The organism is Fibrobacter sp. UWB1, from assembly GCF_002210325.1.
Lineage (GTDB): Bacteria > Fibrobacterota > Fibrobacteria > Fibrobacterales > Fibrobacteraceae > Fibrobacter.
In genome coordinates, this window is sequence record NZ_MWQL01000001.1 from 295,399 (window position 1) to 318,567 (window position 23,169).

The window sequence follows — 23,169 nt, forward strand, 5'->3', positions numbered from 1 at the left end:
CGTTTGGTGATTATTGAGAAGAGGATTCTATGAAAAAAATCCTATTTCTCGCTTTGACGTCTATGGCGTTCGCGGCCAAGACTGTTACGTCGTCGGTTCCCACACTTGATACCGACGGTTGTTACGCCATTTCGACAGCCGACGAATTGTTCGGCTTTGCAGACATTGTGAATGCGTCTGAAACTCACGACGAATGCGGCAAGCTCACGAATGATATTGCCGTTAATGAATTTGTCGGTAAAGGTGGTATACTCAGCGTAAAAGGGGATTCTGTTTTGTGGACCCCGATCAAGCTTTTTAGCGGTGTGTTTGACGGACAAAATCATACTATTTCGGGCTTGATGAACGAGACGCAGGATTCTTCGAATGTAGGGCTGTTTGCAGAACTTCGTGGAAATCTAAGCGATAGCAATGCTCCTGAAAAAAAGGCAGTCGTGAAGAACCTGCGGTTGGTCCAAACGTATTTTTGGGGAGGTGAAGGTTGCGTTGGTGGAATCGCCGGAAAAGCCGAATTCGCTGAAATCCTGAATAGCCGATCTTCCAACTTTGGGACTATAAATTCTCAAAAAATTACCGGTGGCTTGATTGGTTGTGCGAGTGATGTTAAAATAAGCGAATCGTCCAATCATGCCTATGTTTCTACATCGTCGCGTGATACGGTTAATTCTGCTTCAGGAGGCTTGGTGGGCTTTAACAGCGGTAGTCTCTCTATTGTGAATTCTTACAATTCTGGCTCTGTCCGCGGTAACGTTGTTGGTGGTTTTGTTGGTTCTTCGGTAGGAAAATTAAATATAGTCAACGCGATTAATTTGTATGCAGTTTCGGGTACCTTTGAGTCAACGCCTGTTCGCATTTTAGGTAAGTACAATGAGGCCGAAACCTATGTCGATAATTGCTTTTATTATGGAGATCATGAGCATGAGGCAAATTCTTTTGCGGCTTTGGCAGATGAAGATAATCTCAAAAATGGCGTGATAGCAATGTTGCTGCGTGGCTACAATAAGGATGGTGTAGATGGTTCTGTATGGGGACAACATATTGGAGCGTCCGGTCTAGAATTAAGTGGAAAAATGTTGGTAGAGTATCATATAGATATGTATGATTTTGATTCCCTGGTTATCAAGACTCCTGCACTTGTTGATGATTGCTACCAAATCGGCTCGACAGAAGAACTTTATGGATTCGCTGTTATCGCGAACATGTATTCGTATAAAAAAGTTCCTGTGTGTGGTAAGTTGACAAAGGATATCGTTGTCAACAAGGATATTCTCAAGAACGATACGTTGAATGGAGATAGGTTCGGCCGAATTCGTTGGTATCCGATAAATAATTTCAATGGATCATTCGATGGAGCAGGACATACGATATCGGGTCTGTTTTTTGAAAATGATTTTCCTGGCACCGCTGCGGCGGAATTACATATGGGACTATTCGGCTCGGTTAAGGGAACCGATAGCCTTCGCGAAGTAAAAATTGAAAACCTTGGCGTCGAAGATTCGTATTTAATGAGTGACAACGTTGCGGGAGCCTTTGTCGCGCTTGTCGATGCTAACCATAAGGGAACTTTGTCTATAAAAAATTGCCATTCTTCATCGTACGTGGGTTCGCTGACTTCGGGTGGACTTGTTGGAAAACTGAACGGAGGAAATCTCGTTATCGAACAGTCCTATGCGACAGGGCGAGTTGACGGTACTTTTAGCGGAGGCTTAATCGGTAATGCGTATGCGAATTTTAAAATTGTCAATTCCTACAGCGTTGCCAGTCTTCAAAATGGAAACGGTGGTGTGTTGATTTCCGGTGTCGGATATAACTCCAAGGGCCATGTTATCAATTCGTATGGACTCGATTTCGGTGCCAAGAAAATGTCACGAGAAGTTTTACCGTTAATTGGTCAAGTCGACGACGGTTCTTCTGTAGAATACGTCAATGCGTTCTCTGATAAAACGCTAGGTGCCGAAAGTTTCTCGGATGGGACTGTGGCCGTACAGCTTCATTACTACAACGCAGACGGCATCAATGGCGATGTATGGGGACAGAATGTGGGAACGGACCTTTATCCGGTCTATAGCAAGACCGTCCCGGATAGCACCGGAAAGACTTCGTTTGTCGTTTCCCGCGCGGCGTCGCCAGTAAGTGTTCGTAGCGCTGGCCGCATGGTCGAAATCTCGGGCATGCAAGCGGGCGAGGGCTACGCACTCATGGATATGCAGGGCCGCCTGTTGCAGCGTGGTTTCGCAAGCGGTTCTGTTGTCGCGTTGCGCGTGATGCAGCCGGGCCGCTACTTGATCCGGGTCGCGGGTCAAACGAAAGCGGTTACAATCCGGTAAGTGAAAACCCACGTCATTGCGAGGACCGCAGGGACGAAGCAATCTACTAAAGAATTTTTCCGAGCGCAATAATTGCAGCAGTGCGCGCACGCAAGCGCGTATTGCCCAAGTTTAGCAAGTGGACCTTCCCGTTCTGGAAGGTCTTTATGGCTTCTATTTCGCGCGGCGAGAATCCGCCTTCGGGGCCGACGAGTAAGGTGATGGGCGCATCATTCTCATTTGTGCGCGAGCCGTCGCCACTTAAGTTCAGTTGGCGATCTCCGTCGATGTCGCAGAGAATCAAGTCGCCATGGTAGCTTGCGAGCCACTTGTCGAATTCGACGGGGCCTTCGATTGCGGTCATCCAGGCTTTCTTGGATTGCTTGAGGCTCACGAGACTCTTGAGTTCTGCGCGGCGCACGGTCTTCTTAAGGTCGGAATTCTTGGGCTCTTGCGAAAAGTCCGTGCGCAAAAAGATAATCTTGTCGATTTCGGTCTGCGCTGCATGAAAAACAACCTCTTCCAAGGCGTCGTCCTTGAGGCATGCGATTCCAAGCGACACCTTGGGCCGCGCTCTCTCCGATTCAATCACCGTATCCACCCGGACAACGCAAGCCTTGGCGTCGGCCACCTCGATGACTGCGTCAGCGAAGTGCCCCACGCCATCGGACAGCTGCAAGACATCGCCCACGCACGCCCTGCACACGCGCACGGCGTGGCTGCTTTCGTTTTCGTCAAGGGTAATGGTGCCGGCTGTAATCAGCGGGCAATAAAAGCGGCTGTCAGGTGTCTTCATATTATAAAAGATAAAAAAAGACTGATTAAAACATCAATTCCTAACCACTAACCACTGCCTACTGTCTACTTCCGACTGTCTACTAATTACTATATTCATTCACATGCCGAAGCATGCTCCCGTAAAAGCAGTCGTATTCGATCTCGATGGTACCTTGTACCTGAGTGGCCGCCCTTACCCCAAAGCGGTAAAGACTGTCTGTCGCGTGGCAAAGCAAGTGCCGGTCTACTACTTGAGTAACAATACCAGCAAGTCGCCGGTCTTCTACGAAAACCGCCTCAAGGTCATGGGCCTCCCGCTCACCGATGATGCAATCATCTCGGCTTTGTACCTTTCGCTCGACGCCATTCACGAAGAAGGCATCAAGAACGTATTCTTCTTTGCAAACCCCGAAGTCACGGAATGGTTTGCCGCGCAAGACCCCACGCTGAACCTGCACCCCGATGTCGCCGACACCGAACTCGTGCTCATCGCTTACCATAACAGTTTCGACTACCGCGAACTTTGCGAACTCTCGTTCCGCGTGCAACGCAAGATTCCGTTCTGGGTCACACATACCGACTTTGTCTGCCCCGATGCAAACGGCCCCGTGCCCGATATCGGAAGCTTCATGGCACTCCTCAAGACCGCTTACGGCGTAGAACCGGAACGCAGCTTCGGCAAGCCGAACCCCGCCATGCTCTCGGGGCTTTTAAAGAAGTACAAGCCCGAAGAAATCCTGTTCGTAGGCGACCGACTGTATACCGACTTTGAACTTGCCAAGCGTAGCGGCTGCCGATTCGTGCTCCCGCTCTGTGGCGAAACCAAACAGCAAGATTTGGACAAGCTGACCATCAAGCCCGAATTCGTGGTCGACATGGTGAGCGATATCGATTTTGATTCATTCTTCAAGGGTGAAATCTGATTTTAAAAAACGGAGAAAATATGATTAAGAATGTTGTATTGGCGCTGGTGCCGGCGATTGCCCTGGTTGCTTGCGGCGACGATTCCTCTTCCGGAACATTCAGCATGGAAAAGTCCTTCGAGATGGTTCTCGACAAGGCAAAGTACGACTATAACAAGAAGGATTCCACCTTCAAGCGAATAGAACCGGTCTGTAAAGAAGGCACGCTCGGCAACTTGGTCGGACCTGCCGAAGCGGACATGTGGGATACCCTTAAATACAAAGCCTACGAAAACAAGGGCATTGTGACCATCTTGAAGGGTAAAGATGTTGTAGGAAAGTACAACCTTAGCGATGGCTCTTTCCCGAGGGCTTTCTGGGGCGACGAAGATAATACCTCCAAAAAGATTCAGGGCGGTTACCGCTTGACCAACAAGAACGTGATGAACCATGTGATTCGTTACGACGGCAACTGTTTCATGAAGGATTACTATTCCGTATTCAACAAAGAAGTCAACGCGATCGAAAATATCGACGCCAAGCTCAAGGAATTCTACGGACGCTTCCAGACAAAAGAAGGCCCGGTGGATGACAAGCAGATGCTGGCCGACATTCGCGCTATCGACTGCGATGAACTTTCCCTGTACGACGGTCTCGTAAAGATTCGTGTCCAGGACTTCAAGGAGTCTAAAGGCAGGATCGTTATTTCTTACGACAAGCGCTCCTGCAATGTGGACTTCCACCTGCGTTACGCTTTTGAGCAACAAGATTGCGAAGCCGCCTATGCCGACTACAAGGACAGCAAGAGCAAGGAAACGTTTGATTTCAACGATTTCTTCTTTGATGTCACTTACAGCGGCAATGACGAAGAATACTGCCTTGACTACCTGATTCTCGACCTCAAGAAAGAAAAGGGAATTCCGACCACCAAGTCAATCCAGCCGAAGGAATTCGCACGCGGAATCGTGAATTTGATGATTGGCGGCATGAAGTAAAAAGCGAAACAGTTGATTGGCGCACTTGGTGCGACACATCGCATTAAAAAAGGCTCCCTTGCGGGAGCCTTGATTTTTATACGGGTAAATTCTTATCGGAGGTCGGCCACGCAGCGCACGTAGAGACCTTTAGAGAGGCTTTCGTCGGTGCGGTTGATGCTGTGGGCCATGCTGCGGAATTCCCAGGAACGGGCGGTGTTCTTTTTCACCTTGGAAGCAGACCAGTAGTGACCGGTGTTATCGCCTTCGCAGTAGCCGTCCCAGTCCTTGCAGCCGCCCTTGCCCAGGTTGTTCCAGTCAAGCTTGGACTGATCTTTCTGGTAGTCGCGCCATTCGCCGTCGTTGGGGAGGTGCCAGCCGTTGGGGCATGCCTTGGAGGCTTCCTTATGGCTGTAGAAACGTCCGAATTTCTTGCAGTTGCCTTCGTCTTCGAGCAGGCACTGCTTGGGGGTAGAAAGGCTGTAAGAGAGATTGCTCTTCATCCATGCCTTGTCGCCACGAATTTCAACTTTGTAGGTCTTGCCGTCGCGGGTGTCGGTAAGCGTGTTGCCGTCCTTGGAAATGTTCTTGCTTTCAAGGGCAAGCGCAAAAAGTTCTTCTTCGCTCAAATTCTGCTCGGGCTGTTCAAGCTTGGCGGCCTTGTCTTTGTGGACCAGGTTCGTCTTCTTGACAGACACCTTCGTCATCTTGTGCATGCCCATTTTCTTGGGACCGGCAGCAAAGCTTGCGCCGCAGCAAAGGGCGAGAACTGCAGTTGCAGCGACCAGACGATTGAACTTGATTCCAAACATTTCCATACTCCTGAGGCAATTTGTTGTGCCTACACTTTTGAATATATACAGGAGTTTTTGGAAAAGATTCTTACAAATTTATTTCAAAATCGGAGTGTGATGCCGGCAACATTTGGCCCTACCCAAAATGAGTACTTTTCGTCCCGATTTTTGTGCATTTCCAGAATTCCGAAGCTTACGCCGGTGCCGACAAGCGCTCCGACCAATACATCCGTAAAGTAATGTTTACCGGCGGCGATGCGGAGCACGCTTTCGAGGGTGGCGAGCGAATAGGCGCTAGCCCTCATGATTCCTTTGTAGGGGGAGTTCGGGTAGGCAGTCCTGAACCATTGGTCGGTAAAGGTGGCGACTGTAAAAGCGGCGGTCGCATGCCCCGAAAAGAACGACCCGTAGGCTTCCGATTTGGCGCTTTCGGCCTTTTCACGCCCTTCGCCCGATTCGGCATACATGTAGGGGCGTGGCCAGATTTCAAGCGAGCGCATGGCCTCGTTGATTCCGTTTCCTATGCCAATGGCCTGCACAAACATCACGGTAAAGGTGGCGAATTCTTTCCCGGTGGAACTTCCGTCGTGCCAGGCGATGCCGCCGACCACCAGCGGGGCAATGGCAAAAACGGACCCGATGTCGCTTGCCTTGTCGGCAGTTCCGCTGTAGCGACCGGCCAGGGGCTTGTCCCAGGGCAAAAGGTCGTCTTTGTCTTTTAGCGTTTCGGGGGTATCCATGCGGGAATAAAGGAACATGCCGATCCCGAACATGCCGCCCGCGGCCAATGTGACCGGGAAATCTGTTTCAAAGTTCAGCTCGTATGTAGGGCGTTCCACTTCAGAAGCTTGCGCAAAAACCATCAGGAACAGAATACCTACAATCGATGACCTTTTGAAAAATTTCATACAGCCCCTAAGCTAAAAAAATTATATTGCTTTATCGTAAACGAATGGAGCTTTTGTGGCAGATTCTTTAAATACTCGCGAACCGATTGTACCCAGCATGGACCTTTTCGGAGCCATTTCCGACGAAATGCGCCTCAAAATCCTGTTGCTTCTGGACCAGGCGGAATTCACCGTCAACGAAATCAAGGATATTCTTGACATTCACCAGAGTAACGCGAGCCGCCACCTGGCAAAGCTTTCTGCCTGCAATTTGCTCAAGGACCGCCGCGACGGCATCAAGGCCTATTACCGCCTGAGCGAAGAACTGTACCTGAGCACCCGCATGCTTTCGATGATTCGCGATGCCTACGAAGAACTGCCGGACAAGGATATCCTCAAGTGCCGAGCAGAACAGGTGCTCGAAGACCGCACCGACAAGACCAAGGGCCAAATCCACAAGTTGGATCAGGCAGGCGGTAGCCTCAAGGCGCAAATCAGCTTGTTCAGCCAGCTCATGAATCCCTTCGAAAATGCAGTCGATGTGGGCTGTGGCGAAGGCGGCGACCTCACGCTCATGCTTTGCAACCGCTGCAAGCATGTGACTGCCCTTGACTGTGACCCGAAAGTGATTAGCGGACTCCAGAAGATTTTAAAGCAGAAGAATATCCAGAACGTGTCGCCCAAGGTGGCCGATATGGTCAAGACAGGCCTTCCGGATAACTTTGCCGACCTCGTGCTCATGAGCCAAGTGCTTCATCATGCAACAGATCCGCGCCTTGCCCTCAAGGAGGCTGTCCGTATCCTCAAACGCGGCGGAACGCTTGCCCTGCTTGACTTGGCGCAGCACAAAGAAGAATCTTTCCGCACCACGCACGGTCACATTTGGCTTGGCTTTGACCGCAGTCAGCTCGAATTCTTTGTCAAGGAATTCAACTGCGATGTCGTCTCCAGCGAAATCATCCCGAGCGAAAACGAAGTCGACAAGAAGCTGCCCGTTATCTGCATGATTCTGAAAAAGAAATAAATTTTCTATTGCCTCTAGATAAAAAATTGTATATCTTTTGGTAAAGAGCATTTTATAGGAGAATATTATGGGAAAGATCATCAAGTATGTCGCCATTGCCGCCGCATGTGTCATCTCGGCCTTTGGCGTGTATTGCCTTATTAAGTATTCTTCTGCCGACGACAAACTCGAAAACAAGTCGGAAGAGTAGTTTTAAAACATTTTTTTGATTAAGACGGCTGGATTCCCGGCCGCCCTTTAGTGCTTACTGTTTTTTAGCGGCTCTTGTAGCTTGTATATAATAGTTCCTAATAATTCTGAACTCCGAATTCCGAACTCCGAATTATCTACATTATTCGCATGAATTTCCTAAACAAGAAGCCCGCATTTTTCGTGGCGGTTTCCGCCATTTTCCTTGGAATTTTGCTGATCGTGTTCCGCGACTTTGCGTTCGACCCGAACCAGCTCATGCTCAACAGCGACCAGCTGAACGGTATCGGTAGCCGCATTCTGCGTGCCGAAAGTGCCGTACTCACCGAATGGGACGATTCCCGCTTGGGCGGCGTGCCGACCATCGACGCCTTGTTCGCCGACGCTTACCATCCGCTGGTGTGGGTGCAGTTCCTGATGGACCCGGCCCGCGCTGTGGGTTTCAAGTTTATCCTTACGCTGTGGGTGGCCTTTATGAGCGCCATGGCTCTCGCCTGGAACCTGACGGGGAACCGCTGGTGGGCAGGGCTCCTCGGCATGCTTTACGCTTTTTCGCCGGAATTTTTTACCTACCTGTACGGTGGCCACGACGGCAAGATGATGGTCTTTGCCATTGCGCCGCTAGCTCTGCTTGCCATTCGCAAGGTGGTACGCTCGGGTAGCATTCCTTACATGATTGTGCTTGCGCTCTCGGTCGCCTGGATGATTTTGGGTTCGCACCTGCAGCTCACTTACCTGTTCCTGTGGGGCGCTGGCCTCTATACGCTTTACGAAGTTGCCTTCCATTGCGATGCCCTGAAGACTCGCGGCAAGCGCCTGGGTCTTGCGGCAGTGGGCCTCGGCTTTGGCCTTGCGCTTTCTTGCTTCCAGATTGTACCGCCTTACATGTACACGACCACGCAGTCGGTGCGCGGTGACGATAGCCACACCAATTACGGTCACGCCGTCAGCTGGTCTTTGCACCAAGAAGAAATGGCGCAGATTCTGTTGCCGGGCTTTGTGGGTGTAGACGTTTACGAACAGAACGAAAAGACGGGTGACCTCGAAGGCTCCTCTTTCGTGAGTTTCTCGATGGACGAATACCGCAAGCTGCAGGGCGGTTCGCCGTTCTATTGGGGCCACAATGCGTTCAAGTTGGACCATAACAATGCGGGCGCGCTCCTTACCTTCCTCGGATTCCTTTGCCTGTTCCTCCCTGGCAAGCGTCGCTATGCGGCCTTCTGGGGCCTGGGTGCAGTCGTTGCCTTGAGCTACGGCATGGGCGACCATTCTCCGCTGTTCAAGTTGTGGTACAATGTGCTTCCCGGTGTCAAGAATTTCCGCGCTCCGGGCATGGCGCTGTTCTGGTTGCCGCTCTTGCTGGTGATGATGGCGGGCCCGGTTTTGAAGGCTCTCTCGGCCGATGGCAAGACTCCCGAAGAAACTGCCGAAGCCGAAGATAACCGCCGCGCCCTGTTGCATGGTTCTGCCATGTATGGCGTGCTCCTGGTGCTTGCCTTGATTGCCCGTTTTGCCTGGACGACCTTTATTGGCCCTGTCGGCTTGGTGGTGATGATTCTTTATGCCGCCCTTTGTCTTGGCGTAATGAGCCTTGATGATCAGAAGAAAAAGTTCACGGTCGCCAACTTGACCGAGGCTTTCCAGAAGGGCCTTCCGGGAACTCCGCGTGCACTGCAGGCTTGCATCTTTATTGGCTTTGCCTACCTCGGCGTGATGCTCATGAGCGGCCAGAAACTTTTGGAAGACCCGATTACGGCTCCTTACTTTAAGCCGCTGAACGAAATCGTGATGAATGCGACTGCCGGCAAGGCCGTTCCTGGTTTTGTGCTGGTGCTGGTGATTGTCGCGGTAACGCTCTTTGTGGCAAAGTGGAAGGCTCCGGTGGCTCACAAGGCGGGCGTTCTTGCGCTTGCCGCAGGTATCGAACTTTTCTTTATCGATGGCGCGTTCGTTCAGAATGTTCCGGCAAACGAATACTTGCAACCGACTAATCCGGTGGTTGCCGCCATCAAGGCTCCTTACAAGGCTGATTCGCTGAATACGCCGCGCGTGCTTTCGCTTTCCCGCAACAAGGCCTTGAGCGGAAACATTTTCTCGCAGTATCACATGCGCAATGCTGACGGTATTCACGATAACGAACTGGCGAGCTACCGCACTTTCCGCGGCGGTCAGCAGGATGCAAACTACCTGATGAATATCAATGACCCGACGGCAGTGCACCCGTTCCTCGACTTGATGAACGTGGGTGCCATCATTTTCGATAGTCGTCAGGGAACGACCTACATGCCGATTCCGACGGCGATGGGCGAGGCTTACCTCTACGGCGAAGCGGTGGTGATGGATGATTCCGCTGCCATCAAGACTCTCCAGACGCAGGCCGCCATTCGTGAACTGAAAACCGCCGAACCGGTGGCAGAATCCGTTGCAGACTCCGCCGTGGCGACCGCCGATAGCGCTACCGCTGATTCCGCTGTAGCTTTGGCTCCGGCAAAACCGGCAGTCCCTGAATTCGGCGATGAACCGGGCAAGTTCTTCTACCGCGAAAAAGTTATTTTGTCTGAAACTCCGGAATTCGACGGCAAGGGTAGCGTGGCCGCCAAGGGCCCGATCCAGGGTTCTGCAAAGCTTGTCGCAAGCCCCAAGATGGATACGCAGGTATTCAATGTGACTGCGGACCGCGAAGGTTTCATGGTCGTCGCCGGCAATTATCACCCGTATTGGAAGGCTTACGTGAACGGCAAAGAAACTAAAGTCTACAAGGCGTTTGGAACCTTGCGCGCCGTGCAGATTCCTGCTGGCAATTCCGAAGTCCGCATGGAATACAGAAGCGAGCCGTTCCATAAGACCGTTTGGGTGAGCTTGTTCGCCGCCGTGCTGCTGATTGCTCTCGGCGCAGTGGCTGCAGTGCGCAACCGCAAGAAGTAAATCAGGAATTGAACGTTGAAATAAATTTTAAAAGGACTGTTGTGAAACAGTCCTTTTTGCTATGCCTTGTGATTAGCCGATGCGTTCGCCCTTGTTGTTTGTTCCGGGGGGCGTCTTGATAAAGTAGATGACGCACGGGACAATGATGCAGGCGAAGTAGCAGACACTCATGAAATGGTTGAAAGCGTCGTTCATGTAGAGGCTTTCGGGAACGAGAAATTCATTGATGGCCATTAGGATGGCGGCCATGAAGATTCCGACAAAGATACGTGCGATCAGTTTGCTCATGCCTTGAATGTAGTATTTCTTGAGGCCCTAGCGGGAATTCTAAAAATAATTTTGCTAAATTAGGGGCATGAATATCCGAATTTCTGCGATTGCATTGGCATGTTTGGTGGGGCTGTCGTTCAGTGCGGACCCGCGAATGGAACAGGGCGCCCGTTTTGAGGCGAAAGGCGACTTTGAAATGGCGCTTGGTGAATACCGTGCTGTTCTGGCCGAAAACCCGAGAGATGCCGCCGCTTACTATGCCGCCGCGCAAGTTCGCATGAAAATGAAGGATTACAGCGGGGCACTTGCAAACTTCCGCCTTGCCTACAAGTTTGAACCGACCATGAGTGCCGCCTACGAAGGTGCTGCCAAGGTTTACGAGGCCCTCGGTCAAAAGGCGAAAGCAGATGCCGAACGTGCCAAGGATCCGAAAAACAATCCTGTGGTAGAAGAACCGATTGAAGCGGCTTCTGTTGCTGAGCCCGCTCCGGAGCCTGTGAAGGCTGCTGAACCTGCCAAGGTCGCCGAACCCAAGCCGGAACCGAAGCCTGTGGAAGTGGCTAAGCCGGAACCTGTAAAGGCTAGCGCTCCTGCTGTTGCAGAACCTGTAAAGACTGAACCCGCAAAGGTTGATGCCTCTTCGAACGATCCGTTTGAAAAGGGCAAGGCTCTCTATGCCGAGGGCAAGTACAAGGAAGCCGCTCCCATGTGGCGCGAAGTCTTGCGCAAGCAGCCCGGACACGCCGGTGCGTATTTCTACGCGGGCCTGACCCGTTACCAACTCGGCGAAATGGACAAGGCTGAATTCAACCTGAAGAAGGGTCTTGAATACAAGGAAGAAGGCAACGACGCCAATTACTTCCTCGCCTTGATTGCAAAGAACAACAAGAAGCAGGATCAGGAACTCAAGTTCTTGGCCGCCTACATGAAGAAGGCCGCTCCTAGCGCCAAGTACCGCGCCGCTGCCGAAGCCCGCATCGCCGAAATCAAGGCAGAAAAAGAAGCGAAGAATCAGCCTGCCGCTGCTCCGGCAACTGAATCGGTGGCTAAGGCCGATGTGAAGGCAGAATCGAAACCGGTCGAACCCGCTCCGGCAAAGGTAGTGGAAGAAGCTCCGGTTGCAGAACCGAAGGTGGCTGACATTGCCGATGCTCCGTCTGGCACTCCGACTCTTGCTAATGCAAACTTGCTCTACAGTGCCGGTAGTATTGAATCGGCTGTCAAGATGTACAAGGCCTTGCTCGAAACTGAACAGCAGCCCGAAGAACGCTACTTTACCATGTTGCAGCTGGGCAATGCTTACCGCGAACTTCGTGACTTCCATAGCGCCGTGGTGCGTTACCGCGAAGTCGTGCAGCAGTTTCCGGATTCTGACTGGGCGGCCGAAGCCGAACGTGCGCTTGAAGATGCCGTGTGGCTCGAAAAGCATGCTTCTGAGTTGCCGCGCAGAACTAGATAGTTTGATTGTCTTCCCGGGCGTTAGACCCGGCGGACAGCACTTAGAGCTTTGCTCTTTAGTGCGCATGGCCACCAGGGTGGGGATCTCCTTTTACGGATTCACAAAAATGAACGCTTGCAATCCTTATTGCAAGCGTTTTTTACTTGCTACCGATTTTTTTCTTTGTGAAAAGGCTTTTTAAAAGTATATTTAAGAGGCAAGTGTTGGGTGAGGATTGGATATGAAAAATCTTTTTGTTATATCAAGCATTGTGGCGTTGTCGGCCTCTTTTGTGTTCGCCGACCCGCCGGCGAATTTTAGCGGCTGGGAAAAAGTATTCGAAGATAACTTCGACGGCACCAGCCTCGACAAGAAAAAGTGGAATCCCACATACAACTGGGGACCGACGCACAACCACCGCGCCTACTGCGCCGAAGAGAACGTAATCGTCTCTGACGGTACACTCAAGCTTAAAGGCGAAAAGAAAGTCCACCCGAATGCCAACGGGAAAAAGGCGAAGTTTAACAACAAGGAATTTCCGGTAGACTACACGAGTGGAGCTATTGATACCAAGGGTCACTTCGAAGTCAAGTACGGTTACATTGAAGGCCGCTTCAAGGCTCCGTCGCAAAAGGGAACGTGGCCTGCGTTCTGGACGCTGCAAGACGGCTGGCCTCCCGAAATCGACATCTTGGAAATTCCTGCTTCGCGCAAACAGCACCATTATTACTTGCATTACACCGACCCCAGCTGGTACAGCAACCATGGCTCGGCGTGGGATCATGAAGCGTCTTTCGGCGGCCACAAGGATGACGACGTGGATCGTTCTGCGGGCTTCCACAACTATGCCGTGGAATGGGATGAATCTACTTTAAGCTTTTACTTTGACGACAAGAAGTTTGCTAGTTACAACCGCCCGACTGAAATCAAACAGCTTGCGGCGCAGTACATCATCGTGAACTTGGCTATTGGTGGCTGGGCCGGCGATGATATTGATATCACGACCGACAAGCCCGCGTATTTTGAAGCGGATTGGGTGCGCGTGTGGCAAGCCAAGCCTGCGAAGCCCGATACGGTACGCATTTTCTCGATGAACTTTGGAACTTGCATGGTTCGAACCGCTGAAGACAAACTTGCTCTCGGCGATTGCAATTCCGATGCTGCCGTCGTCACGATCACTCCGCTTTCTTCGACCACGTACCGGTTCGGCTTTGGCGACTTGTCCATTGACACACCGAACGAATCGACCGAAGCGGGTATTACCATGGGCCTGTACAAGTGGAACGGTGGTGGACATCAGAAGGTTGTCATGGAGAAGCAGTCCGGCTACGAAGGCTCCGTGGTGCGTATGAAGATGCAGCACAGCAGCTTGTACTTGCGTGCAACTACGGATGGCGAGCGCGTGGTGCAGAGTTGGGCCGATGACTGGGAATGGAACCAAATGTGGCGTTTGCTTGGCAAGGGCGATGTTGTTCCTTCGAAGGATACGACGAAGAAAGATACGTCTGTTACGGATACCGGCAAGACCGCAATTCCGTACCTAGGCAACTATGCCAGCGTGTACGGGACATCGGTCCATTACGTTGACGGCCAGTTGTTTGTCGAACCGGCAAGTACGTTTAAGAATGGCGCGACTGTTCGCATTCTGGATTTGCAGGGCCGCGAAGTCATGCGTAAACGTGCGAAACATTCAGCGGTTCTCAATGTAGAGTCGCTTGCTCCAGGAATGTACCACGTCGTGGTGCAAAATAAGAACCGCACGGATATCCGGCGGTTCAAGAAGTAAGATAGCAACTTTCGCGAGCCCGCTGTCATGCCCGACTAAGTCGGGCATCTTCTATTTTAAGAGAATGGTTAAACAACCTGTACGAGCAATCCCTTGAGGTACTGACCTTCGGGGAATGCCGTATTCACGGGGTGGTCGGCGGGTTGGCCGAAGCGTTCAATGATTTGAACGCGCCGCTTGGCATCGGCGGCGGCATCCGCGATAATCTTCTGGAACAAGTCCATTTCCATGAGGCCCGAGCAGCTAAATGTCGCGAGCATGCCGCCTTCGGCCAAGAGCTTCATGGCGAGCAAGTTGATGTCCTTGTAGCCGCGGGCGCCCTTCTGCAAGTTGTCCTTGCTTTCTACGAATTTGGGCGGGTCCAGCACGATGAGGTCAAAAGTTTCGGCCTTGTCGCGGCACTTGCGCAGGTACTGGAACACGTCGGCTTCTACATGGGTGGCGTGTGCGGTGCTGAGCTTATTACGCATGATGCCTTCCTTGGCGAGCTTGAGTGCGTCCTTGGAAACATCCACCTGATAAACTTTTTCGCAACCGCCGCGGAGAGCGTAGAGCCCGAAGCCGCCGGTATAGCAGAAGCAGTTTAGCACCTTCTTGCCCTTGGAAAGTTCGCCAATACGGCGGCGAGCGTCGCGCTGGTCCAGATAGTAACCGGTCTTGTGACCGTTCTTCACGTCGATGGGGAAGAGAATTCCGTTTTCGTTGATAATGACCGGTTCGTCGGGCACTTCGCCGTAAACGCAACCGGTGCGCAGCTGCAGGCCTTCTTTTTTGCGCACATCGGAATCGCAGCGTTCGTAAATGCCACGGCAATGCGTCTTTTCGGCGAGCAACTCGTAAATCGTTTCGCGGTGGACTTCCGCACCGGCTGCAAGGATTTCGACAGAATAGATGTCGGCGTACTTGTCGATGATGCAGCCCGGAATGCCGTCGTTCTCGGCGTTGATCAGGCGGAAGGCGCTCGTCTTGTCTTCGATATCGAAGCCGCGGCTCTTGCGGGCGGCAATCGCGCGGTCCAGCAAGTCGCTAAAGAATTCGCGGTCAATGTTTGCCTTTTCGCCGAACGTCCAAAAACGCCCACGGATCTGGGACTTGGGCGAATATGCCGCAAGACCCAGAAAGTCGCTCTTGTAGCTGTAAACTTCAACGGTGTCGCCAAGTTCCGGGTCGCCGATAACTTCGTCAACGGCTCCGCTAAAAATCCAGGGGTGGTAACGCAATGCGGACTTTTCGCGTCCGGCTTTCAGGGTAATCGCTTTCATGGATTCAAATTTAGAAATAATGTAGACTTTTGAAGATGCTCTCTTTTTCTATCTTTAGGCCCATACCTCAAAGCGCCAAAGGCGCGACCTCATACCTAAGATGTTTGAATCGCTATTTGACAAGTACCCCTTCTTTAGAGCCGTGCCTTGCGTACTCTGCATGGCAATCATTTTTAAGATTTCTTCGCTGACGAATGAACAGCTTGAAGATTTTCCGCATGTTTGGGACAAACTGGCTCACTTTTGCGAATATGCGACTCTTGCCGGTTGTTACGCCATGCTCTGGACCCGTAACGAATGGTCCAAACGCCAGTGGCTGCGCGTGCTGGTGGTGGGCGTACTTGCTCTCGTTTATGGTTGCACCGACGAATACCACCAGAGCTTTGTCGAAGGCCGCGACAGCAGCGCGCTTGACTTGGTGGCAGACTTAACCGGTGGCCTCACGGGCGGTGTTGTTTACGCCATCGTTACGCGAATCTTGAATCGCTACGACCCCGTGCCTGAAAAAGAGTTGGAAGTAGACAGTACGAAGTAGACGGTAGGAAGTTGATAGTGATTAGTGGTTAGGGATGTGAAATGTGAGGTGAGTAATGAGGTCGTTCATTCCACATCTCTCATTGTATCGCACTCCACATTAGTTCTAAAATTTCCCTAACAGGATTATTTCTCTCTTCAGTTGAATGCCGAATTTCTCGGCGACTTTTTGCTGAACAAATTCGCTTAACTGCTTGATGTCGGCGGCGGTAGCGCCGCCTGCGTTTACGATGAAGTTTGCGTGCACGGTGCTGACTTCGGCGCCACCGATGCGGTAACCCTTGAGGCCTGCTTGTTCAATGTAATAGCCCGGCGCGATTTGTTGCGGCATGTCGGCGCTGCCGTGTTCGAGGCGCTTGAAGGTGGAGCCTGCGTTCGGCATGTTCAACGGCTGGCTTGCCTTGCGCTTGGCCATGCATTCGGCGAGTTCCGCTTCGAGGTCGTCGGCAGTCTTGCCTTCTGCGCTTGCGGCGGGCAGCTGGAACGTGGCCGACAAAATTGTTTCAAATGGATTGCTTCGGCTTTTTGCCTCGCAATGACGTAGCGAAAAAATACTTTGTCTATACCCGAAGGCGCAGTCGGCGTTAGAAAGTTCGCGAATGCTTCCGTCGCAGTCAAGTACGGTGACTTGTGTGCAGCAGGGGCCGATTTCTTGACCGTAGGCTCCTGCGTTCATGTAAATCGCGCCGCCTAAGGTTCCCGGAATTCCTGCGAGCTTATGGATGCCTGCAAAACCAAGTTTCATGGCGCTGCGGGCAAATCTGCCGAGTGGGGTAGCTGCGCCGACCTTGAACGCCCCGTTTCCGAGGTCCACGATTTCCGAAAATTCTCCGGCAAGCGTAATGACAACGCCGTTATATCCTTTGTCCGAGACAAGCAGGTTCGTGCCGTTCCCTAGAATAAAGTAGGGGATTTCCTTTTCGCGGGCAAGCGCGACAGCGCCCTGAATGTCGTTTATGCATTCCGCCTTCACGTAATAGCGAGCGGCCCCACCCACCTTAAAAGAGGTGTGCTTGCACATCGGTTCGTTTTCAAGAATTTGCATAGTGATAATATAGCCAATTCTCTCCGATTTTCTATAATTCATCGAACATGACCAACGAAGAACTGAAACAATTCAAGTCGGCGATTTCGATTACCGTCGTCGCGCAGAGCCTAGGAGTAGAAGTATCCCATGGCAAATGCCGCTGTTTCTTTCCGCAGCGTCATTCGCATGGCGACCGAACGCCTTCGGTATCCATTTCTGAAGAACGTGGAACGTTCCGTTGCTGGGTTTGCGATGATGTCCGCGGCGACGTGATTTCGTTGGTGCAGGTTGTAAAGGATTGCAGTTTTACCGAGGCGCTCAATTGGCTTATGGAGCAATACCCGTTCCTGGTGCCTGCTTCTGCCCGTAAAGAAATGACGAAGATTGCAGAACGTGCCGCTAGCGCCGCTGCGCGTTCGCATGCGCCGGGTCCGGCTATGGTTCGTGTACCCGAAATGGCACCGCCTGAACCCGAAGAGCCTCCTCTCGTTTCCGAAGACGACCGCAAGAAAATCATCCTCTCGTTCCTCAAGCGTTTAAGCCCAGTCGACAACACGCCTGCCGGCAAGTGGCTCGCTCGCCGCCGCATCTACAAGCCCGTGTGGGACAAGATGCTTTTGCGTACGATAACCAACTACGAAGAGGTGAACAACAGCCTCAAGGCGGACTTTGGCGAAGAGGTGCTAAAGTACGTGGGTCTCTTTAACGACAAAGGCCACTTGCGCTACTACAAGCACCCGCTGATTTTTCCGTATCTGGACCCGCAACGCAGGGCGTTCTATTTCCAGTCGCGTGCGATTGACAATACGGTAGTCCCCAAGGAACTCAATCTGCGCGGCACGGTGCCGTACCCCTACAATATGGTGGCGCTGGACCAAAAGCCGGGCTGGGTCTACCTGTGCGAAGGTGTCGTGGATACGCTCACTTTTTTAGGACAAAAGATTAACGCGGTCGGAATTCCGGGTGTCCGCAGCTTCAAAGTGGAGTGGTTGAATCTTTTTAGAAACAAAAATGTGGTACTTTGTCTGGATCACGACGAAGCGGGCCGTTCTGGCATGGAATATATAGGCAACTTGTTCACACAAGCGGGCATTCATAATGTAATTTTAGGCGAAGGAATGGAAAACTTGCCCACGGCCATGAAAGAAGGTGAAGACATCAATGATTGGTTCGGAGGAAAGAAGTAATGGATAAAGTGAAACTGTATTTTGGTAAGGTCAAGGACTTTTTTAAATGGTTTACGAGTACCACGTTCGCCCGTGTGGCAGGTGTTATACTCAAGTGGCTTTACCGCACTATCAATTTCATAATCCGCCAGGCCTTGTTGATCCTGATTATCTATTCTGCTATTTTCTCGGTGGCGGCCTCTTACGCCTTGTACCGCGCCTTTATTTACGGCTATGACATTTACGACGGTGTGGCGCAACTGAAAGATACTCAGCCCGAAATGAGCAAGTACATGGAAGCTTTGCGCGATTCCAACCCGAATATCGAAATCAAGCATACCTACGTACCACTCGATTCCATCAGTCCGTACCTGCGTAAGGCGGTCATTGCAAGCGAAGATGCGGGTTTCTACTTCCACCCGGGATTTGATATTCGTGCCATTGCCGAAGCCTTGGATGCAAACCAGATGGCGGGCAAAACCAAGTTCGGAGGTTCTACGATTACGCAGCAGCTCGCGAAGAACCTCTTCTTGAGCGGTGAACGCTCTTTCAATCGCAAGTTCAAGGAACTCGCCTACGCCCTGTTGATGGAACATGAACTCGGCAAGGACCGCATTCTGGAACTGTACTTGAATTACGCTCAGTGGGGCAAGGATATCTTTGGCTGCCAGGAAGCCTGCCGCACCTATTACAAGAAGAGCTGCGCCAAGCTCAGCGTAGACCAGGCGATCAACTTGGCCGCCATGCTCGCAAGCCCGGGCAAGCACCACCCGCACATGCGCGAAAGCCAGTTCATGGCCAAGCGCCGCGCCGTGATTTACCAGAACATGTTCCCCAAGAAGGACAGCGTGCTGGTGGATTCTCTGCGCCAGCTGATGGCTCCGATTCCAAAGGACACTTCCGCAAAGAATGCCGCGAAGGCATCGGAAAAATCTATGGAAAAGGCCCCGGCTAAAAACCTGGACAAAAAGCCCGAGAAGGCTTCCGCAAAGCCCCACGCAAAGAGTGATTCGAAATCAACGGTAAAGAATTCAGCGAATAAAAAACAGTAAAAATTCTCTCGTCTCTCGTCTCTCGTCTCTTGTCTATTTCTATATTTGACATGTCTAAAATTTTCTTAAAGGACGCTAAAAATGGCTAAGAAAGAATCCAAGAAGAAGGTTGTCCTCGCTTATAGCGGTGGACTCGATACTTCCATCATTATCCCCTGGCTCAAGGAAAACTACGACTGCGAAGTGATCGCTTTCGCCGCCGACCTCGGTCAGAACGACTTCCCGGACGCTAAGGCCCTCGAAGACAAGGCTTTGAAGACTGGCGCTTCCAAGTGCTACGTTCTCGACCTCAAGAAGGAATTCCTCGAAGACTACGTTTGGCCGACCGTTCGCGCCGGTGCTAAGTACGAAGGTACCTACCTCCTGGGTACTTCTTTCGCCCGTCCGCTCATCGCCAAGTACCAGGTGAAGATTGCTGAAAAGGAAGGCGCCTACGCTGTTGCTCACGGTGCTACCGGTAAGGGTAACGACCAGGTCCGTTTCGAACTGACCTACGCCGCACTCAACCCGAAGCTCGAAGTCATCGCCCCGTGGAAGGACCCGAAGTGGACGTTCCACAGCCGCGAAGACGCTATCGACTACGCTGCCGCTCACAAGATTCCGCTGAACGGCATCAGCAAGAAGAAGATTTACTCCGAAGACGGTAACCTGTGGCACCTCTCTCACGAAGGTGGCGTCCTGGAATTCCCGGAACAGGAACACAAGTACGAATTCCTCAAGCACACCAACACGTATGAAAAGGCCCCGAACAAGGCTGACCACGTGACGATTACCTTCGATAAGGGTAATCCGGTGGCTATCGACGGCAAGAAGATGGGCGCTGTGGAACTCCTCGAATACCTGAACAAGATTGGCGGCAAGAATGCTTGCGGTCTCCTGGACATCGTCGAAAACCGCCTCGTTGGCCTCAAGAGCCGCGGCGTGTACGAAACTCCGGGTGGCACGCTCCTGTACAAGGCTCACGAATGCCTTGAACAGCTCGTGCTCGACAAGGAAACTTTGTTCGAAGCCCAGAAGATGTCTATGACGTATGCGAACCTCGTGTACAATGGCCAGTGGTTCACTCCGCTCCGCCAGGCTATGGACGCCTTCTTCGCCGAAGTCAACAAGGTTGTTACCGGTGACGTGACCCTCAAGCTTTACAAGGGCAACATCATTCCGGCCGGCATCAAGAGCCCCTACAGCCTCTACGACATGGGCCTCGGCGGATTCACCGACGTCGACATGTACGACCAGAAGGACGCAACGGGCTTCATCCGCTGCTTCGGCCTCCCGCTCAAGACGCGTGCCCTGTTGCTCGGCAACAAGACCAACGTGGACTTCGGCAAGCCGGTCGTGCTCCCGAAGAAATAACAAGACCGCTCGGCTTTATCGCATTCAAGTCAATGTGATATCGCCTCGCTCTCACTGCAAAGGCTCGTTAATACGAGCCTTTTCCGTTCACGGAATTAAGCCACGACATTCGAAAAAAATCCCTCGGTTTAAAACCGGGGGATTTTTTTACTTTCTACTGTCTACTTCCTACTAAAATTCAAACATGTATCCAGCGCCCCACAGGAGCTTTTTTACGTCGTGTTCACGGTAGCGGTTGATTGGCACGCTAATTTGTGTGTACACTCCATAAAGGTGCGTCCATAGTTCAAGCGAAAGCTCTGCCGATTCTTTGTAGTTGTAGGGGAACGTGTAGCGACCTTCGTTTGCCTTGTTGATCGCCTGGTGCATTTTATTCGGGGCTTCGGAGTATTCGTAGCCAATGCCAAGGCCTGCGTCAAAGTGGAAGGGGAGCTCTTTAAAGAAGGTCCAGAGCACGCTGCCGCGATAGCCACACCAAAAGTGGTTCTCGCCTTTGTTCATACCCATTCCCTGCAGGTAGACCATCAAGTTGTTGTAGCCGACGCCTCCAATCAGAACGACGGGTGTTTGGTTGCGTAGGCCTGCGCCAGCGCTAAAACGCCAGTCTCCGGCATGGCTAAGTACAGCAGTAAAAAGGATTAAAAAAAACAGGGACCTAAAAACAGTGCGAAACATAGCCCAAATATAGACAAAACATACAGTTGTACTCGCAAAAACCTGTTTTTATTCCTATATTGTTTCGCATAAAACTCGGTCCGCCGTAGCGCGGGCCACAAAAAAGGAATCAATATGAAGATGAAATCACTTATCAAGGCTTGCGCATTTGCTTGCGCTTTTGCCGCTCCTGCAATGGCTGAAGGTGGCATGTTCGAAGGGGCTCTCCCGGAAAACTGGACTGCCGACGTTGTCGCAGCTGTTCGTTATAACTGGTACAACTTCAGCAACTGGCAGAAGGACGGTACCTCCAACTACACTTGGCTCGTGACCTACGATGCCGACGTGCAGGGGAAGTGGAAGGTCGCCAACTGGCGTAACCTCATCGATATCGATCTCGGTCAGACATGGACTAAGGGCGTGGGTAAGCGCAAGTCCAACGACCGACTCTTCTGGGAATCGATGCTTGACTTCAATTTGAGTGAAGTTCTGAAGCCCTACATTGGTAACCGTTTCGAAACTCAGTTCATGGCTGGCTACGAATACAGCGAAGACGAAGATGGCAACGAAGTCAAGAAGGCAATTTCCAGCTTCATGGATCCGGCCTACGAAACTCAGCTTGCCGGTCTTGCTTACGTTCCGAACGACAACTTCTCTCAGCGCCTCGGCTTTGCTAACCGCATGACCATTTCTAATGGTTACGGCTACGCCGACGACAAGGATACCGAAAAGTTTGAAAAGTTCCGTGACGAACCCGGTCTCGAATCTATCACCGAAGCCAAGTATGCCTTCTCTGACATCGTGAGCTTCAAGACCCGTCTGTGGGCCTTCTGCAACTTCGAAGGTGTCGAAAAGATCGACGGCCTTTGGGAAAACTTGCTCTCTGTGATGATTGCACCGCTTGTTGAACTCCAGGTTGGCTTCGACATGGCCTACGACTGGGATCTCGACGAAGACACGCAGTACAAGAGCATGGTGCTCTTCGGCCTGACCTGGCGCTGGTTCTAATGAGACCGCTCGGCTTTATTGCATAAACAAGAATGTGATATCGCCTCGCTCTCGCAAACGCGACCCGTTAACACCGGGTCGCTTTTTTGCTCACGTGAGACCGCTCGGCTCTATCGCATGAAAAAAGTCCCCGCTCGGGGACTTTTTTGTTTTTGAAGTCGTCAGCATCGGCTTTTTTTATTTCTAGCCCTTGGCTTCTAAATCCGCTTTCATGGCGCGGATGGCGTTTCCGCGGTGGCTGATGCCTTTCTTTTCTGCAAGTTCCATCTGCGCGAAGGTGCGGTCGAATCCGTCGGGAACGAATAGCGGGTCGTAGCCGAATCCCATGTCGCCAACGGGGGCAAAGTTGATTTGTCCACGGCATTCGCCTTCGTAAATCTTGGGCTCGGTCACGGTCCACTTGCCGTCGACTTCGCCGACTTTCTGGTAAGAGAGTGCGCAGAAGTAGCGGGCAGTGCGGTCCTTGACGCCCTCGAGTTTTTGCATGAGTTTGTCGTTGTTTGCCTGGTCGTTGCCATGGTAGCCGCAGTAGCGGGCGCTGTAAATGCCCGGTTCGCCGTTCAGCGCGAATACTTCGAGACCGGAGTCGTCGGCAAGCACGCTCGCTTCGATTTTCTTTTCGCAAAGCCACTTGGCCACCGTGCTCGACTTGATGATGGCGTTTGCTTCGAAGGAATCGCCATCTTCGACGATGTCGTCTGTAAAGCCGATGTCCTTGAGCGTCTTGAATTCCTTGTTCTCGGTTCCGAGAATGTGTGCGAAGTCCCTAATCTTTCCAGGATTTCCCGTCGCGATAACGAATAAATGTTTCATGTGTAATTTGATTCCCGATACTTAGTTC

General features: G+C 51.8%; 21 protein-coding genes. 13 read left to right on the forward strand and 8 right to left on the reverse strand.

Annotated features, from left to right (window positions below; genetic code table 11):
- Nucleotides 1–29: 29 nt before the first annotated feature.
- Nucleotides 30–2,327, forward strand: coding sequence for a hypothetical protein (locus B7988_RS01150; RefSeq protein WP_141225516.1), 2,298 nt, complete (start codon nucleotides 30–32; stop codon nucleotides 2,325–2,327).
- Nucleotides 2,328–2,373: 46 nt separating this feature from the next.
- Here B7988_RS01150 and B7988_RS01155 read toward each other — a convergent pair whose 3' ends face one another.
- Nucleotides 2,374–3,102 carry an RsmE family RNA methyltransferase gene (locus B7988_RS01155; protein WP_088656526.1) on the reverse strand — a complete coding sequence of 243 codons (729 nt, stop codon included), beginning with the start codon at nucleotides 3,100–3,102 and terminating at the stop codon, nucleotides 2,374–2,376.
- A 103-nt stretch (nucleotides 3,103–3,205) separates the two neighbouring features.
- On the opposite strand from B7988_RS01155, the gene B7988_RS01160 reads away from it, so the two are divergent.
- Both B7988_RS01160 and B7988_RS01165 read left to right on the forward strand, forming a co-directional pair.
- On the forward strand, nucleotides 3,206–4,006 hold the full coding sequence (locus B7988_RS01160; RefSeq protein ID WP_073318275.1) for an HAD hydrolase-like protein: 801 nt from the start codon (nucleotides 3,206–3,208) through the stop codon (nucleotides 4,004–4,006).
- 20 nt (nucleotides 4,007–4,026) lie between these two features.
- Nucleotides 4,027–4,980, forward strand: coding sequence for a hypothetical protein (locus tag B7988_RS01165; protein ID WP_073318272.1), 954 nt, complete (start codon nucleotides 4,027–4,029; stop codon nucleotides 4,978–4,980).
- Nucleotides 4,981–5,072: 92 nt separating this feature from the next.
- Here the strand turns inward: B7988_RS01165 and B7988_RS01170 are convergent, their stop codons facing one another.
- Together B7988_RS01170 and B7988_RS01175 are read right to left on the reverse strand one after the other, a co-directional pair.
- Nucleotides 5,073–5,777, reverse strand: a complete 705-nt coding sequence (locus B7988_RS01170; protein ID WP_088656527.1) for an FISUMP domain-containing protein — start codon at nucleotides 5,775–5,777, stop codon at nucleotides 5,073–5,075.
- Nucleotides 5,778–5,854: 77 nt separating this feature from the next.
- Nucleotides 5,855–6,661, reverse strand: a complete 807-nt coding sequence (locus B7988_RS01175; RefSeq protein ID WP_088656528.1) for a phosphatase PAP2 family protein — start codon at nucleotides 6,659–6,661, stop codon at nucleotides 5,855–5,857.
- 55 nt (nucleotides 6,662–6,716) lie between these two features.
- On the opposite strand from B7988_RS01175, the gene B7988_RS01180 reads away from it, so the two are divergent.
- The 3 genes from B7988_RS01180 to B7988_RS01185 all read left to right on the forward strand — a co-directional run bounded on the left by B7988_RS01180 (nucleotide 6,717) and on the right by B7988_RS01185 (nucleotide 10,778).
- The gene (locus B7988_RS01180) at nucleotides 6,717–7,664 is read left to right on the forward strand and encodes a metalloregulator ArsR/SmtB family transcription factor (RefSeq protein WP_249268788.1); all 948 of its coding nucleotides are present in this window, start codon (nucleotides 6,717–6,719) and stop codon (nucleotides 7,662–7,664) included.
- A gap of 67 nt (nucleotides 7,665–7,731) precedes the next feature.
- On the forward strand, nucleotides 7,732–7,854 hold the full coding sequence (locus B7988_RS15360) for a hypothetical protein (RefSeq protein ID WP_255396653.1): 123 nt from the start codon (nucleotides 7,732–7,734) through the stop codon (nucleotides 7,852–7,854).
- A 149-nt stretch (nucleotides 7,855–8,003) separates the two neighbouring features.
- On the forward strand, nucleotides 8,004–10,778 hold the full coding sequence (locus B7988_RS01185) for a hypothetical protein (protein WP_249268789.1): 2,775 nt from the start codon (nucleotides 8,004–8,006) through the stop codon (nucleotides 10,776–10,778).
- A 72-nt stretch (nucleotides 10,779–10,850) separates the two neighbouring features.
- On the opposite strand, the gene B7988_RS01190 is transcribed toward B7988_RS01185, so the two are convergent.
- Entirely contained in the window at nucleotides 10,851–11,066 is a 216-nt protein-coding gene (locus B7988_RS01190; RefSeq protein ID WP_073053440.1) for a hypothetical protein, read from the reverse strand.
- Nucleotides 11,067–11,133: 67 nt separating this feature from the next.
- On the opposite strand from B7988_RS01190, the gene B7988_RS01195 reads away from it, so the two are divergent.
- Entirely contained in the window at nucleotides 11,134–12,507 is a 1,374-nt protein-coding gene (locus B7988_RS01195) for a tetratricopeptide repeat protein (RefSeq protein ID WP_088656529.1), read from the forward strand.
- Between the two features lie 220 nt (nucleotides 12,508–12,727).
- Entirely contained in the window at nucleotides 12,728–14,272 is a 1,545-nt protein-coding gene (locus tag B7988_RS01200) for a family 16 glycosylhydrolase (protein WP_170930503.1), read from the forward strand.
- A 68-nt stretch (nucleotides 14,273–14,340) separates the two neighbouring features.
- Here the strand turns inward: B7988_RS01200 and B7988_RS01205 are convergent, their stop codons facing one another.
- Nucleotides 14,341–15,534: a class I SAM-dependent rRNA methyltransferase gene (locus B7988_RS01205; RefSeq protein ID WP_088656530.1), complete on the reverse strand. Its 1,194-nt coding sequence runs from the start codon at nucleotides 15,532–15,534 to the stop codon at nucleotides 14,341–14,343.
- 160 nt (nucleotides 15,535–15,694) lie between these two features.
- Here B7988_RS01205 and B7988_RS01210 point away from each other — a divergent pair, with 160 nt between their 5' ends.
- Nucleotides 15,695–16,069: a VanZ family protein gene (locus tag B7988_RS01210; RefSeq protein WP_249268790.1), complete on the forward strand. Its 375-nt coding sequence runs from the start codon at nucleotides 15,695–15,697 to the stop codon at nucleotides 16,067–16,069.
- A gap of 105 nt (nucleotides 16,070–16,174) precedes the next feature.
- On the opposite strand, the gene murB is transcribed toward B7988_RS01210, so the two are convergent.
- Nucleotides 16,175–17,113, reverse strand: coding sequence for a UDP-N-acetylmuramate dehydrogenase (murB, locus tag B7988_RS01215; protein WP_088656532.1), 939 nt, complete (start codon nucleotides 17,111–17,113; stop codon nucleotides 16,175–16,177).
- A 47-nt stretch (nucleotides 17,114–17,160) separates the two neighbouring features.
- Between murB and B7988_RS01220 the strand changes: the two genes are divergently transcribed.
- The 3 genes from B7988_RS01220 to B7988_RS01230 all read left to right on the forward strand — a co-directional run bounded on the left by B7988_RS01220 (nucleotide 17,161) and on the right by B7988_RS01230 (nucleotide 20,666).
- Nucleotides 17,161–18,282, forward strand: a complete 1,122-nt coding sequence (locus B7988_RS01220; protein WP_088656533.1) for a CHC2 zinc finger domain-containing protein — start codon at nucleotides 17,161–17,163, stop codon at nucleotides 18,280–18,282.
- Nucleotides 18,282–19,313 (forward strand): monofunctional biosynthetic peptidoglycan transglycosylase, encoded by a 1,032-nt coding sequence (gene mtgA, locus B7988_RS01225; RefSeq protein ID WP_088656534.1) that lies wholly within the window; start codon nucleotides 18,282–18,284, stop codon nucleotides 19,311–19,313. Before B7988_RS01220 ends, mtgA begins: the two co-directional genes overlap by 1 nt.
- A gap of 81 nt (nucleotides 19,314–19,394) precedes the next feature.
- Nucleotides 19,395–20,666: an argininosuccinate synthase gene (locus tag B7988_RS01230; RefSeq protein WP_088656535.1), complete on the forward strand. Its 1,272-nt coding sequence runs from the start codon at nucleotides 19,395–19,397 to the stop codon at nucleotides 20,664–20,666.
- Between the two features lie 171 nt (nucleotides 20,667–20,837).
- Here the strand turns inward: B7988_RS01230 and B7988_RS01235 are convergent, their stop codons facing one another.
- Nucleotides 20,838–21,341, reverse strand: coding sequence for a hypothetical protein (locus B7988_RS01235; protein WP_073318236.1), 504 nt, complete (start codon nucleotides 21,339–21,341; stop codon nucleotides 20,838–20,840).
- Nucleotides 21,342–21,455: 114 nt separating this feature from the next.
- On the opposite strand from B7988_RS01235, the gene B7988_RS01240 reads away from it, so the two are divergent.
- Nucleotides 21,456–22,328 (forward strand): DUF3078 domain-containing protein, encoded by an 873-nt coding sequence (locus B7988_RS01240; RefSeq protein WP_073318233.1) that lies wholly within the window; start codon nucleotides 21,456–21,458, stop codon nucleotides 22,326–22,328.
- Between the two features lie 183 nt (nucleotides 22,329–22,511).
- On the opposite strand, the gene rdgB is transcribed toward B7988_RS01240, so the two are convergent.
- Nucleotides 22,512–23,141: an RdgB/HAM1 family non-canonical purine NTP pyrophosphatase gene (gene rdgB, locus B7988_RS01245; RefSeq protein ID WP_088656536.1), complete on the reverse strand. Its 630-nt coding sequence runs from the start codon at nucleotides 23,139–23,141 to the stop codon at nucleotides 22,512–22,514.
- Nucleotides 23,142–23,169: the final 28 nt, after the last annotated feature.

Coding starts and splice junctions, on each gene's coding strand:
- B7988_RS01150 (WP_141225516.1), top strand. CDS start 30: ATGAAAAAAATCCTATTTCTCGCTTTGACGTCTATGGCGTTCGCGGCC.
- B7988_RS01155 (WP_088656526.1), bottom strand. CDS start 3,102: ATGAAGACACCTGACAGCCGCTTTTATTGCCCGCTGATTACAGCCGGC.
- B7988_RS01160 (WP_073318275.1), top strand. CDS start 3,206: ATGCCGAAGCATGCTCCCGTAAAAGCAGTCGTATTCGATCTCGATGGT.
- B7988_RS01165 (WP_073318272.1), top strand. CDS start 4,027: ATGATTAAGAATGTTGTATTGGCGCTGGTGCCGGCGATTGCCCTGGTT.
- B7988_RS01170 (WP_088656527.1), bottom strand. CDS start 5,777: ATGGAAATGTTTGGAATCAAGTTCAATCGTCTGGTCGCTGCAACTGCA.
- B7988_RS01175 (WP_088656528.1), bottom strand. CDS start 6,661: ATGAAATTTTTCAAAAGGTCATCGATTGTAGGTATTCTGTTCCTGATG.
- B7988_RS15360 (WP_255396653.1), top strand. CDS start 7,732: ATGGGAAAGATCATCAAGTATGTCGCCATTGCCGCCGCATGTGTCATC.
- B7988_RS01185 (WP_249268789.1), top strand. CDS start 8,004: ATGAATTTCCTAAACAAGAAGCCCGCATTTTTCGTGGCGGTTTCCGCC.
- B7988_RS01190 (WP_073053440.1), bottom strand. CDS start 11,066: ATGAGCAAACTGATCGCACGTATCTTTGTCGGAATCTTCATGGCCGCC.
- B7988_RS01195 (WP_088656529.1), top strand. CDS start 11,134: ATGAATATCCGAATTTCTGCGATTGCATTGGCATGTTTGGTGGGGCTG.
- B7988_RS01200 (WP_170930503.1), top strand. CDS start 12,728: ATGAAAAATCTTTTTGTTATATCAAGCATTGTGGCGTTGTCGGCCTCT.
- B7988_RS01205 (WP_088656530.1), bottom strand. CDS start 15,534: ATGAAAGCGATTACCCTGAAAGCCGGACGCGAAAAGTCCGCATTGCGT.
- B7988_RS01210 (WP_249268790.1), top strand. CDS start 15,695: ATGGCAATCATTTTTAAGATTTCTTCGCTGACGAATGAACAGCTTGAA.
- murB (WP_088656532.1), bottom strand. CDS start 17,113: ATGCAAATTCTTGAAAACGAACCGATGTGCAAGCACACCTCTTTTAAG.
- B7988_RS01220 (WP_088656533.1), top strand. CDS start 17,161: ATGACCAACGAAGAACTGAAACAATTCAAGTCGGCGATTTCGATTACC.
- mtgA (WP_088656534.1), top strand. CDS start 18,282: ATGGATAAAGTGAAACTGTATTTTGGTAAGGTCAAGGACTTTTTTAAA.
- B7988_RS01230 (WP_088656535.1), top strand. CDS start 19,395: ATGGCTAAGAAAGAATCCAAGAAGAAGGTTGTCCTCGCTTATAGCGGT.
- B7988_RS01235 (WP_073318236.1), bottom strand. CDS start 21,341: ATGTTTCGCACTGTTTTTAGGTCCCTGTTTTTTTTAATCCTTTTTACT.
- B7988_RS01240 (WP_073318233.1), top strand. CDS start 21,456: ATGAAGATGAAATCACTTATCAAGGCTTGCGCATTTGCTTGCGCTTTT.
- rdgB (WP_088656536.1), bottom strand. CDS start 23,141: ATGAAACATTTATTCGTTATCGCGACGGGAAATCCTGGAAAGATTAGG.